Here is a 13,332-nt window from a genome sequence, read left to right as displayed (position 1 = left end):
GTCACTTCTAGCGCAGTTACATTTTATGTCCAGCCATTAACCCTAAACGTCCATGTTTTGTGCCCGCTTCAGTATAGGATGCTGCCTTAGATACGATACCTTTACCATACTTTTGATGTAATGCATCAATTGTTTTAGCTAAGTTTTCATTTCTTTTTCGTTCATATTCATCGATAAATAAGTTGAGTTGCCTATCTTCTTCATTTATAAATTGTGTTAAAGACACACTTAATGTACGATATAGTGCTGAACGATCACATAACTGATCAGCAAAGTTATCTATTACTTTCAGCATATCACTTTCTAAATTAGTTGGATCATCTAACGTATATTGTTTGCTCACGCCTCCTTCATCACTATAACCGAAACTAAAATGTATTGTCCGTGCAAGTTGATTTCTCGCTCGCGCTCTACTCGCCACATCTTCTACTAACTCTTGCATCACTACTTTAGCTTCTTCATAACGATAATCACGCATCAAAATCTGACTTTTACAAATTGACGGATTGGTTACCTTATATTTTTCTCTTACTTTACTTTGATCAATGCCGTTAGCATGTAAATGTAAATCAATACCGATAATACCAAAATCTCTTTTTAAAAACTGATAAGGGTACTTAGCTAAATCCCCTACCGAAAAAATTCCTCTCTTTTGCAATTTCGCTTCAGTTTTCCGATTAATACCCCAAAACTCACTTAATGGTTTAATAGGCCAAAGTTTTTCTGGAATATCATGATAACGCCATTCCGCAATTCTATTAGTATTGTGCTTTGCTTCAATATCCATCGCTACCTTACTTAATAGCATATTAGAGCCAATACCAATGGTACAGTCAATGCCTGTCTCGTCCTTAATTTCACTTCTTAACCTTTCACAAAAGGAATGCAATGTTGTACTAAATCTATGATAACTATCGGTCACATCTATAAAGAATTCATCAATACTGTATTGATGTAAATCCTCCGGTGGTACATAACGTAACGCAATTTTAGAAATAGCTATCGATACTTCTAAATATTTACGCATACTTGGATTAATAATAAAAATGTCTGTTCTATGCGGTATTTCAAATAACCTTGATCCTGTTTTAATACCTAATGCTTTAAGTGCTGGTGTGGCAGCTAAGACAACAGACCCTTGGCGTTTAGTATCTGCCACTACTGCTAACTTAGTCGTTAATGGGTTTAATCCTTTCTGGAGACAAGAAACACTCGCAAAAAAACTCTTTTGGTCAATACACAATACATCTCGTTCTTCTAATAAATTATAATCATACATTTCCATAGTCATAACCTCCCACAAAAACAGAACAAGTGTTCGGTTATAGTGTATACCATTTTCTAAATTATTTCAAAGGCTAAATTTATTTTTACAAAGCATTATAATTTCAAAATACTTATGTTTTAATAAAACTAAGCGCTACAAGAAAACTACTTACAACAATGATTACTACAGTGAAAGGACTAAATTTATGACGTATAATATTATAGAAGTTACAAAAAGTGATTATCGGCAAGTAGCAGTTTTTACTGCGAAACTATTATCTGAATTACGTGGCACTACAGTGTCCTCAAGCAATTACTTAGTTACCAGTCAACAGCTCATTCAACACAATCCACAATGGACAGGTTTTTTAATTTATGATGAATCAGTAGCAATAGGCTTTCTATCCCTCTATCAATCAACAGCACTTTATGCCAATGGTGATTTAGGTATTATTCAAGAACTTTATGTAGAGCCTAGTTATAGAAATCGTGGCGTCGGATCACAACTAATTCATCAAGCAGTGACATATGGTAAAACAGTGAACTGGCAACATATAGAAGTGGGAACACCGAACATAACACGTTGGCCTCGTACTTTACATTTTTACGAAAACCAAAACTTTACAGCCATCGGTTCACGCTTAAAATTATACTTACATACATAGCAACAATTTTTATCTTTCGCATATATAACAAGCTTAGTAATAAATATTATTCATTATTTGACCTTTCAATTTTCCACGTAATGGTTAAGTGTTCTAAAGCTACAACATTAGTATATAAATGCTATATCTATAGTCTTCACTGAAATAGTTTGAATATTCATGCTATAATAAACTACAACTTACTATGAGGAGGAAGTCATATGCCAATTATTAACGTAAAATTATTAGAAGGACGCTCTGACGAACAACTTAAAGATTTAGTTTCTGAGGTTACAAACGCTGTAGAAAAGTCAACTGGTGCAAATAGAGAGGCTATACATGTCATCGTAGAAGAAATGAAACCAGAACATTACGGTGTGGCAGGAGTCAGAAAAGTAGATCAGTAATAAAAATATGTACACAGTTAATGCTATTTACATAATAAAAATACAGACAAACCTTAGGTGACAGTTGTTCTCCTAAGGTTTGTTTATTTATATTTATTATAATATTGGAAGTGATTTGAACCGACTCGTACTAACCGAAGATAAATAACCTAAAGTAGTGTCCACGTAAAACGTGCACAAAAAAACTGCCAACAAAATCAGAGACTTTGTCGAAAACCTCATGTCGTATCGTCAGTATATAACTTTAGGTATTACTTCTCCTAAAGACTTTTCCATAGTACTAGCAGTGGCTTATGCCGACTCCAGCAGGAACAGCACTCGCCGAAGACCACAGGCTAAGGCAGTGCCTGCGGAAAGCGTGCATAAAAAAACTGCCAACAAAATCAGAGACTTTGTTGACAGTTTGAAGGCAGCAAATAAGTGCCTTTTTATTCATTGAGGAATTTTTCCACTTCTTTTTTATTTGTTGCTTTGTCAATTTCTAAAGCACTACCATCCATTGGTGATTGAATATCTTGGTACGATCCCTCTACTGGTAATGTTATAGAATCCACGTTTTTATCGCCTCTAATACCAAAGTTTAATCCTGATTGAATCAATGCAGAATCCGGCATATTAGTGTTTAAATAACCACGTAAAATACCTGCTACTTTTGGTAATTTCGGTAAAGTATCAAGGCTCACGAGTTCTTTTTTCAATGATTGCATTACTTGTTGTTGGCGACGCACACGACCAAAATCACCTTCTGCGTCATGTCTGAATCTTGCATAACCAAGTAATTCTTTACCATCTAAACGATGATTACCTTTTTTCAATGATACACCTATATTTTTAGACATATCTTTTTCAACATCAATTGGGACACCATCGGGCTCTAGCTCATCTATCATTTTTTCAAAGCCAGTAAAATCTAAAATCGCATAGTATTCTGGATCAATACCTAAATTCTTTTTCAGTGTCTTACGTAGTAATTCAGGTCCACCCATCGTATAGGCAGAATTAATTTTATGCTGACCATGTCCAGGTATATCTGCATATATGTCTCTCATTACAGACATCATTTTCATTTTTTTATGCACGTAATCATACTGTGCAATCATAATAGAGTCTGTACGGGACATACCATCAGCTTCTTTATCAGCGCCAAGAACCATAACCGTAATTTTTCCATCATTTTTAGCGGCACCATTAAATTTTTCTTTTTTTATGGTTTTACCATGTTCTTTAGCGTAATCAATACCAGAATTATACCCATGAATAGCATAACCAATTACTATACCTAAAATAATAATGATAAATAAAATTATAAAAGGTAGTTTTCTTACTCTTTTTTTCTTTCGTGATCGCCTTGGTGGAGTCTTGTGCGGCGTATCACCTTCATTAAATTCTCTCTTTTGCTTATCTTCGCTCATATAATATCAACCTTATATCTTCAAAATTACAAATCTATGTACTATAATTAATACATATTAAAGTTATATAAATTTAATGTAAAAATCAAGTAATTTCTAAATAAATCGGACTAAAGGGCTATTCAGAAAGGATGTTAAGCATGAATATTAACAAGGCGTATTTCGCTGGAGGTTGCTTTTGGTGCATGGTTAAGCCGTTTGACACTTTTGAAGGTATCGAAAAAGTAACTTCAGGTTACATGGGAGGTCATGTTGATAATCCAACGTATGAACAAGTAAAAACTGGTACTACAGGTCACTACGAAACAATTGAAATAGAATATGATGTGGCCTTATTTTCCTATAATAAATTATTAGAAATCTTTTTCTCTGTCATTGACCCAACAGATGAAGGTGGCCAATTTCAAGATAGAGGTGCACAATATAAAACTGCAATTTTTTATACCAATGACGATCAAAAACAAGTTGCTGAAAATTATATCGAACAACTAAAAGATACATTTGAACACGATAAAGCAATTGCTACTAAAATTTTACCCGCTTCAACTTTTTATCAAGCTGAAGAATACCATCAAGATTTTTACAAAAAAAATCCTGAACGCTATGCTGCGGAACAGCAAGAGCGCCAACGTTATCAGCAATAACAAATCATCCGACGTTACATAGTATAGCCATCATGCTACTATGTAACGTTTTTTTATTTTACGTGCTTATTATTCTTTTCATTTTATAAGTTTTTTGACCCTTTAATGATAAAATGTTACTTTTATCTATCTTGTACGCCATTGAAAACGCTTACTAAAACTGTTATAGTAAACATATGCCTTGGTTGAACAAAGGGGTATTCGAGATATCGAGTATAGTTAGATTCAAAAGTAATATCTACACAATATTACGCGTTAGTTTATTATAGTTAATCATATTACTTACTTCTCTAAATTTATTAACTATAAAATTGATTAAACATTTAAACTCCTTAGCATAAAAGCCACCGTGTCCATAACGGTGGCTTTTATTATTTGCATTAACGTCTAATCACATTTAATACTTTTAATAGACTTAACCATAAAGAACTTTTCTTGCGATAGACTAAAAATCTAGATTCCCACTGTGGTTTAAACTTTTCTTTGTAACGCCTTAAACCTTGAAAATGATAAATTCTATTGAAGTGTTCAAACACACGCCCTGCTAATCGCTCTCCTGTGTATGAAAAAGGTAGTTGCCCCACATTAGATAGCGTAGCCATTCCCATGTTAAAACGTTTGTAACCTGCTTCTTTCGCCCACAACAACATGTGTAAGTATAATGCATCCATTAATGGCATTTCCTCTTGCGGATCCCACCTAATCAAGTCTACAGATATAGTGTCTCGATAATAAGTGGGCATAAAGTTGCAAAAGGCAATAATTTGTTGTTGTTCATTTTTAATAACTGCAATAGGTGCTTGTGCTAAATAATATTCATAAAAAGCACCTACAGAAAATTGCATTTCTTTTCGACCAGCTAACCAATCATCACTTATTTGCTGTAGAGCAACCATTAACGACTGTGTATACGGTGGCTTTACAACCTCAAACGACATCCCCTGTTCTGATAATTTATTAAGTGTAGCACGTAATCCTCGTCGTTTTTTACCGGCAACAGTAAATGTGTCTAAATCAATGACTGCCTCTTCACCTAATTTAAAAAATTGATTACCAAAGTTATGATACAATGCTAAATGTTTATCTGTAACCTGATAAAAGATAATATCATAACCGATATCATGCGCATGACTATAAAATTCAACTAATAAAGCGTTAAAATAATTTTCATCTCCTACCGGATCTCCTAAAACAATATAAGCACCCTTTTTCAAACGATACATTAAAAAGGCACGTTGACTTCCATCAATAAAGCATTGCTTATCATCTGTGTAAATCAGATGACTCAAATAACTACCACCATATTCTTGAATAATATTCTCACATATTTTGATATCTTCTCCACTATGATGTAGTTGTACTTTCCGTTCAAAATACCACACAATCGTCCCAACGATAAGTACTACAAACAACACTGTAAACCAGAAATAATAACGTAAAATAGACGTATCAACTTGAATCTGATACACATCTAATGTATAAAGTGACTCGTAAATGTACACATGATTTAAATATAGTACAAAACTACTAACGACAAGCATCCAGCAAAATGACGCTAATCTAAATGGTCGCTTCAACACTCTGGCACGTCTATAAAAGACGAGCAATAATATGAGCATAATTGTGAGCCAGCCTATTAATATTAGTGAAAAATATGTAAACAGTGTAACAAACATGATAAGTAATAACGCTACTGCAGAAACCATAATCGCGCGTTTAGATAGTTTGTAAACACCTACAACATTGAGCATTAATAATAAACAGGCACAGGTATGCACAGAGACAATAATATAATCTAAATAATGATTAGCATTATATAAGCCATCAATAATTATCGTTAAATTATTCAAGAAAAACAATACACTCGTAAAAAATAATAAAATAGACATAGAAAATACTGGTATTTTGGCAATGATATCTTTTTGATACGACTTAAAAAGTGACGTCATATCTATAACAGGTATAAACACTTTAGACTCACCGAAATAGCGTTTGGCAGCATCTTTAAATTCAAAGATAGAAAGGATTAAGGCAATTAGTACTGGGAAAAAATAATAAGCGAATCGGTACAATAACAGAGCAAGGACAATTTTTTCTTCAGGTACATTCAATGCTTGTAAACCTAATAGCAAAATCAAATCAAAAGCCCCAAAGCCTCCAGGAATAAAACTTATTAAACCTGATAGTGCAGCCACTATAAATACACCCATAAATACTAGGAATGATAATTGTACACCAACTATAAAAAGTGCAAAATACAAAACTAATGCTGCTGCAAACCATTCAAAACCAGAAACAATAGTACAATAAACACCTAAATATTTATTCTGCTCATTGACTGGACGTATAATACTGCCAATAACAAATAATGGTAAAAACAGTGCAACAATATATAATAGCCATCGCACCCATGGATAAGCACTAAACAAATGTGATACATCAAAAACATGTGCAACAACTAATATTGATAATAAACTTAATCCCGTTAACATCGATATTAAGACGACTGAAATTGCCTTTACCAAGGCTTTTTTATTTGTAGTTTCATTTTTATATGCCATGTAACGAACGGTTGCACCTATAAAGCCGCCAAATCCTGCTACTGCATTTACAGCGTTAATAATATAGCCTAAGCGCATAGCTTTCCATAACGTTATGCGCATATGCATCGCCTTTGCTAACACGACATCATAAAGTGAAAGAATGATAAGTGAAGCACCACCACTAACAAAAAGCATAATAAGCCACCAACGATTAAGTTGGCCAAACATAATTAAAGTCTGTTTGACATTCACATGTGCTAACTCTCTTGCTAAATTAAACACTACAATCCCCAATAGCGCTACTGCAAAGGTTACTTTTAATGTTAGTAATATTTTCTTTTTAAATTTTCTTGTCATAACACCACATCAACTTCTAAAATTTTTATATTTTATAAAAATATAGCATAAAACCGTTGACTATGGAATAAAAATAAAATTAAATAGCTTTAAATGTTAATATTTCTCACGACAAAGTTGATCAACTAAATATACAGCCTATGAAATGATGCTGTCTGCCGATAATAAAAATTCAGAGATAGTAAGCATTTCTATTGATCTCTTTTATCCTTTGATTTATTCAACATAATAAACACCACCATTATTTAATTTAAATCTTTTAAGATTGGCTGTTATTTGGCCGACTCCTGCGGAAATGGCACTCGCCGAAGACTACAGGCTAAGGCAGTATCCGCGGAAAGCGTGCACAAAAAAACTGCCAACAAAGACAGAAACTTTGTCGACAGTCTGAAACAAAATCTAAAATCAATATTGTATCGACTTTATGTAATAGACGATGATTAGGAGCTTTATTTAGAAATAGCAATCATTTCAAATTATCTCTTTATCCTTTGATTTATTCAACATAATAAACACACCATTATTTAATTTAAATCTTTTAAGATTGGCAGTTATTTGGGCCGACTCCTGCGGAAATGGCACTCTCCGAAGACTACAGGCTGAGGCAGTGCCCGCGGAAAGCGTGCACAAAAAAACTGCCAACAAAGACAGAAACTTTGTCGACAGTCGAAAACTAAATCAATCTCTAATATATTCTTGTTCATCATTTTTAAATTCATACTCTCCAGCATCATCACCATAGTATTTATTGTATCTACGTTTATATAAGAAATATAAATGAGAAACTAATACTTTAAGAATTGCATAAGCAGGAATACCTAATATCACACCTACAACTCCTAATAAGTTTCCAGCACTTAACAATATAAAAATAATTGTCAGTGGATGAATTTGTAAAGTTTTACCCATAATATTCGGTGATATAAAATGCCCTTCAATAAATTGTACTGCCGTCCAAACTACGATTAATTTCAACAGCATAATTGGTGACGTAATTAACGCAATAATAATAGCCGGTGATATAGCTATCGTAGGTCCAATATATGGCACTACACTCGTTACAGCAGCGATACAAGCTAAAATCAAGCCATAATCTAAACCGATAATAGAATAACCAATAAATAATAAGACACCAATACAGAGAGACACAATAATTTGTCCTTGAATGTATGAACCTACTTGAACACTCATTTTATCTAATAAATCATGGTAGTCTTTTCTGAATTTAGGTGGCACAATTTTTGTTGAAAAATCTTTAAAACGATGGCCATCTTTTAACATGAAGAATAAAACAAATGGTGTTGTTACGATGACTACCCCAACATTAACAACTGTTTCCGCGATGTTTTTCACTTTCGAACCAAAACCATTAAAGTAATCTGAAATCATAGATGGAATTTTTTTAGCTAGCGAGTTTAAATAGTCTTGAATTTGACTATAAAAATTCGAAGCTACAGTGTATTTTGTAATATTATCTATAAATTGATTAACTTTAGTAATGTAATGCGGGAAATTCGTACCGAATGTTTTAATTTGACTACTAATCACTGGTATTAATAAATTAATAGCTAACGATATAACACCAATAATTACTAAAAATAAAATAATTACTCCCCAAAGTCTTGAAATATTATAACGTTCCATTAAGTTAACTATTGGGTTAAATAAATAATAAAGAATTAATGACACTATAATAGGTGCTACTATAGTGTTAAAAACAATAATAAATGGTTTGAATATGTAAGAAACTTGATCAAATATAAAAATTACTATACCAATCAAAATCAACATAAATAAACCAAAAATTAAATCTTTACCACCTAAAAAGCGCATAAATCGCGTTTCAGGAAAATTTAAATTTAATTTCTTTTTACTCTTTTCTTGCCGCTTAACATTTTCTTCGCTCGACATAATCTTCACCGTACCTTATAAACAAACTTATTTATACATCTCATTGTATATGAAAACATGATTTATTATAACCAACTGTGTTGTTAATTATTCTCCATACTAACACACGATGTCAATTTAAAAACTTCATATCGTACTCCAGTTATATAAATTACGTTATAACATAGCATTCTACCCGTTTTATAGTAATTTCATGCATATATAATATATACATAACTACCGTGTATTAAGTCAAACTCAATACACGGTAGTTTACTTTAAGAATTCATATTTGAAAATTGTGGATCGATACGACTTTTCTTCGGTACCTCTTGTGTTGGTTGTGTAACCTTTTTCTTCGGAATAGGTACAATATAATTACCATATGGTAATTTACCAATAACCCACACCATACCAACTGATAACGCAACAGCACCAATAAAGATGAATACAAATTTACTTTGTGGTGCAATCTCATTAATAACTGGTAATCGTTTCATAAATTGAATGCCAACATAATGTACCAAGTAAATACCCATTGAATAGTTACCAATTAGCGTAAATGTTTTCAGCAATATCTTATCTTGCTTAATCCAGACATATAGATAATTTAAAAAGACAATAAAGAACGGAATATAAATTAAGTTAGAAATATGTGCCGAACTATGTAAGTTTTCTAAATCTATACTGACAAATAGATCAACAAATAAAATGAAAATTATTACCCATAATACTTTTTGATATTTAAATATCAACGCTTTAATTTCATCATAAAATTTAGCATAAACAATGCCAAACATGAAAAATGATATCCAATTAAGAATAAACATTTTATCATTAACAAAACGGTCTAAACTTTCTATACCGAGTGACACAGGCTGTACCTTAATCCAAAGCACATTGATAACCGTAAGTATTAAAAATGCAACTATCAACGGCCAACCCTTTTTAAATCTATGAATGAATGGGAATAATACATAAAACTGAATAACCGTTAAAATAAAATATAAATGGAAATTAGCTTTACCATAAACAAAATAATTCACTAATTCACCATCAGGTTCTAAATTATGTAAATAAAATGCTCTGTATAATAAGTAAAATATACTCCATATAATATAAGGGATAAGTATTTTAGTAAAACGTGATTTAGCAAAGTGTGACATACTAAAACCTCGATTCACTACCGAAATAGTCAGTAAAAACCCACTAATCACAGCAAAAACTGGCGTGCCTAGTCGTGCTAATTGATTTATATACCCTAACGGTTCAGAAGTAAAGCCACCTGTACTTGCTGAATAAGCTATACTATTCACAGTGTGAATGGCTACTACTAGCATAGCTGCTACTGCTCTTATGACAGGAATTTCATCATAATATTTCATATTGTATGCCAAACGCTCCCCTCAACTAATCAAACAACTCTATAATAACTATAATATTTGCAAAAGTAAATAGTATTTATATACAAAAACAATTATACATAAGTTAATATTAAAATTATTTTCTTATAGTAATTTTAATATTAACTTTGTTAATTTAATGTAAAAAAGACAATCATTAAACTATTTTTTAATGATTGTCTCTTATAGTGCTATATTAAAGTTATATGTATAAAGCTTCAGATTATTTAAGGCTGGTCAGATATTGTGAAGTGGTGGATATGAATTGCAAGATAGACAATTTCCGATTCATGAATTGTAACATTTAACTCTCGTTGGATTAATCTCATAATTTTTAATGCGACATTGTAACAAAGTGCATAATGCGCTTTAACCATATCTTCAAATACTTGAGAAGCAGCTGCACGCTCATCTTGTTGAATACGTCTAATTAAAAATTGCACATGCCTAATGAAACGTTGATACTTTATCGAGTGCTTATCAATTGTTTGTTGTAGATCATGTTCAATGATTTTAGTTGCTTTACTCACCATGTTGTACATCGCATTAACTTCATGAATAGAAATTGCATTCGTATTTGATGCTATGTGTAACGCTATAAAACCAATTTCATCTTCTGGAAAGTCTACATCTAATTTAGCATTTAATTGCACTATGACACGTTGTGCCAAGTCATATGACTCACTGTATAGTTGCTGGGTTTCTGCGATAAAAGGATTCGTAATTTTTTGTTGTTGCTGCAATCGTTTATATGCAAAAATAATATGATCAGTTAAGCTTATAACAAGTTTCTTATCATCAATAACAGTTTCCTCACTCGTAATTAAATCCACTGCTTCAATGATAGCATGAATAATACTCTCATCTGTTTGAGCAACTAAAAGTTTATAATGATCTAATTGATGTTGTTGATCCAACTTATAAACCTTTTCTATTGAATCACCACGTTGCACTTTCATACCAGGTTTTTTATTAAAACCTATACCTTTTCCAAGTAAAATAACTTCTTGTCGATCAATCGTACAGATAATTACATTATTGTTTAAGATTTTGGTAATGTGATACTGGCTCATACGAATCACCTTTCTTTTATATCATTAAAATTATATATTGAATCATTTAAAATGAACAGTAAAAGATTAGATTACTTAAGAATTAACGTAAAATAACAAAAAATAGGACGAGCTAAAAATCAACAGATAACTGTTTGATTTCATATGCTCGCCCTACAAGATTAAATCACTAAAGTGTTTCTCAACGATAATAACCAATCTGTAAACATTGATTTATTAATATAATGATTTTTCTTTTTTATTTGCGCCCCAGCTTTCAATACCAAAAAGATTAATTTCCAATTCTTCTGGTTTAAATACTGGTTTCTTGCCTTCTTTACGTTGACGTTGATAATCACGCATAACAGCAAAAGCGATATTAGAAAGACCAATAATGGCTATTAAGTTAACAATTGCCATTAAGCCCATAAATAAATCAGCAGTGCTCCACACTGTTTCTGTTTTTACTACTGCTCCTACAAATACTAGAACAACAACTAAACATCTAAAAATAAAGAGTAATACTTTGTTTTTAGATAAAAATTCTATGTTTGATTGACCATAGTAATAGTTACCAATAACAGAAGAATAAGCAAATAACGTAATCGCTACAGTTAAGAAAATACCACCGGCACTTCCTAGATGCTCATTTAGTGCTGATTGTGTTACTGCAACACCAACGGGTTGGTTTTCACCAAATTCTAAGCCGCTATATAGTAAAATCATTATAGCTGTCGCTGTACAAACTAGCATAGTATCAAAAAACACACCTAAAGACTGTATTAGTCCTTGTTTTACTGGGTGTGGTGCCGCAGCAGTAGCCGCTGCATTGGGTGCAGAACCCATACCAGCTTCGTTAGAGAACAGACCACGTTTTACACCTTGTAAAATAGCTGCACCTACTGCGCCTCCTGTTACTTGTTCGAAGCCAAATGCACTTTTAATTATAGTTGAAATCATAGGTATAATTTGATCGTAATTCATAAGTAAGATAACTAATACTAAACCAATATAAATTATTGCCATCACAGGTACAATAATAGATGAAATATTAGCAATACTACGTACACCACCAAAAATAATGACTGCAGTAAAGAAAGCTAAGACAATACCAGTAATCACTGGACTCACATTGTACTGTGTATTTAAAGATTCAGCTATAGTGTTTGATTGCACAGTGTTAAAAACAAAAGCAAAAGTAATTGTAATTAATACGGCAAACACTACACCTAACCAACGTTGATTTAAACCTTTAGTTATGTAATAAGCCGGTCCACCACGAAAACCACCATCTTTATCGGGTACTTTGTAGATTTGAGCTAATGTTGCTTCAATAAAAGCACTTGCTGCACCAATAAAAGCTATAACCCACATCCAAAACACAGCACCTGGACCACCTAAAACGATTGCCGTTGCAACACCAGCAATATTACCTGTACCAACACGAGAGCCGGCACTAATCGCAAACGCTTGAAACGGAGAAATACCTTTTTTACCACTATCTAATGTTTCAGGTTTTTCACCAATTGCGCGAAACATCTCTGGAATCCATCTCAATTGCACGAATTTTGAACTAATAGTGAAATATAAACCTGCTGTTATTAATAAACCAATTAAATACTGAGACCAGATCAAATCATGCCCAGTTTGAACCATTACTTTAAACCATTCTGGAATTAAACTGTCAAAATTATTCACATTAATCCCCCTTTAT

10 protein-coding genes are annotated in these 13,332 nt (G+C 32.4%); 3 read left to right on the top strand and 7 right to left on the bottom strand.

Annotated elements, in window-relative coordinates:
• Positions 1-16: 16 nt before the first annotated feature.
• Positions 17-1,279 (bottom strand): Y-family DNA polymerase, encoded by a 1,263-nt coding sequence (locus KA845_RS09775; protein ID WP_002511095.1) that lies wholly within the window; start codon positions 1,277-1,279, stop codon positions 17-19.
• Positions 1,280-1,472: 193 nt separating this feature from the next.
• Here KA845_RS09775 and KA845_RS09770 point away from each other — a divergent pair, with 193 nt between their 5' ends.
• Positions 1,473-1,931, top strand: a complete 459-nt coding sequence (locus tag KA845_RS09770; protein WP_002511094.1) for a GNAT family N-acetyltransferase — start codon at positions 1,473-1,475, stop codon at positions 1,929-1,931.
• A gap of 200 nt (positions 1,932-2,131) precedes the next feature.
• Positions 2,132-2,317, top strand: coding sequence for a 2-hydroxymuconate tautomerase (locus tag KA845_RS09765; RefSeq protein ID WP_002511093.1), 186 nt, complete (start codon positions 2,132-2,134; stop codon positions 2,315-2,317).
• Positions 2,318-2,745: 428 nt separating this feature from the next.
• Here the strand turns inward: KA845_RS09765 and KA845_RS09760 are convergent, their stop codons facing one another.
• Positions 2,746-3,729 carry an LCP family protein gene (locus KA845_RS09760; RefSeq protein WP_002511092.1) on the bottom strand — a complete coding sequence of 328 codons (984 nt, stop codon included), beginning with the start codon at positions 3,727-3,729 and terminating at the stop codon, positions 2,746-2,748.
• A 140-nt stretch (positions 3,730-3,869) separates the two neighbouring features.
• Between KA845_RS09760 and msrA the strand changes: the two genes are divergently transcribed.
• Positions 3,870-4,373 carry a peptide-methionine (S)-S-oxide reductase MsrA gene (gene msrA / locus KA845_RS09755; protein WP_002511091.1) on the top strand — a complete coding sequence of 168 codons (504 nt, stop codon included), beginning with the start codon at positions 3,870-3,872 and terminating at the stop codon, positions 4,371-4,373.
• Between the two features lie 380 nt (positions 4,374-4,753).
• Here the strand turns inward: msrA and mprF are convergent, their stop codons facing one another.
• The 5 genes from mprF to alsT form a co-directional block, all read right to left on the bottom strand.
• Positions 4,754-7,273, bottom strand: a complete 2,520-nt coding sequence (gene mprF, locus KA845_RS09750) for a bifunctional lysylphosphatidylglycerol flippase/synthetase MprF (RefSeq protein WP_210128015.1) — start codon at positions 7,271-7,273, stop codon at positions 4,754-4,756.
• 678 nt (positions 7,274-7,951) lie between these two features.
• A complete protein-coding gene (locus KA845_RS09745; protein ID WP_103387917.1) occupies positions 7,952-9,184 on the bottom strand; it encodes an AI-2E family transporter in 1,233 nt (410 codons plus the stop codon).
• A gap of 257 nt (positions 9,185-9,441) precedes the next feature.
• Positions 9,442-10,548 carry an acyltransferase family protein gene (locus KA845_RS09740; protein WP_103388014.1) on the bottom strand — a complete coding sequence of 369 codons (1,107 nt, stop codon included), beginning with the start codon at positions 10,546-10,548 and terminating at the stop codon, positions 9,442-9,444.
• A 245-nt stretch (positions 10,549-10,793) separates the two neighbouring features.
• Positions 10,794-11,639 carry a glucose PTS transporter transcription antiterminator GlcT gene (gene glcT, locus KA845_RS09735; RefSeq protein ID WP_002511087.1) on the bottom strand — a complete coding sequence of 282 codons (846 nt, stop codon included), beginning with the start codon at positions 11,637-11,639 and terminating at the stop codon, positions 10,794-10,796.
• 216 nt (positions 11,640-11,855) lie between these two features.
• Positions 11,856-13,316: a glutamine transporter AlsT gene (gene alsT / locus KA845_RS09730; RefSeq protein WP_103387918.1), complete on the bottom strand. Its 1,461-nt coding sequence runs from the start codon at positions 13,314-13,316 to the stop codon at positions 11,856-11,858.
• Positions 13,317-13,332: the final 16 nt, after the last annotated feature.

Source organism: Staphylococcus sp. GDX8P114P-2 (assembly GCF_017892945.1).
In the GTDB taxonomy this organism is placed as follows: Bacteria; Bacillota; Bacilli; order Staphylococcales; family Staphylococcaceae; genus Staphylococcus; species Staphylococcus arlettae.
The sequence above is the reverse complement of the archived record's forward strand: the minus strand, read 5'-3'. Positions and strand labels throughout refer to the sequence as shown.

Excerpts from the sequence above, each read along its gene's own strand:
- KA845_RS09775 (WP_002511095.1), bottom strand. The coding sequence starts at position 1,279 with ATGTATGATTATAATTTATTAGAAGAACGAGATGTATTGTGTATTGAC.
- KA845_RS09770 (WP_002511094.1), top strand. The coding sequence starts at position 1,473 with ATGACGTATAATATTATAGAAGTTACAAAAAGTGATTATCGGCAAGTA.
- KA845_RS09765 (WP_002511093.1), top strand. The coding sequence starts at position 2,132 with ATGCCAATTATTAACGTAAAATTATTAGAAGGACGCTCTGACGAACAA.
- KA845_RS09760 (WP_002511092.1), bottom strand. The coding sequence starts at position 3,729 with ATGAGCGAAGATAAGCAAAAGAGAGAATTTAATGAAGGTGATACGCCG.
- msrA (WP_002511091.1), top strand. The coding sequence starts at position 3,870 with ATGAATATTAACAAGGCGTATTTCGCTGGAGGTTGCTTTTGGTGCATG.
- mprF (WP_210128015.1), bottom strand. The coding sequence starts at position 7,273 with ATGACAAGAAAATTTAAAAAGAAAATATTACTAACATTAAAAGTAACC.
- KA845_RS09745 (WP_103387917.1), bottom strand. The coding sequence starts at position 9,184 with ATGTCGAGCGAAGAAAATGTTAAGCGGCAAGAAAAGAGTAAAAAGAAA.
- KA845_RS09740 (WP_103388014.1), bottom strand. The coding sequence starts at position 10,548 with ATGAAATATTATGATGAAATTCCTGTCATAAGAGCAGTAGCAGCTATG.
- glcT (WP_002511087.1), bottom strand. The coding sequence starts at position 11,639 with ATGAGCCAGTATCACATTACCAAAATCTTAAACAATAATGTAATTATC.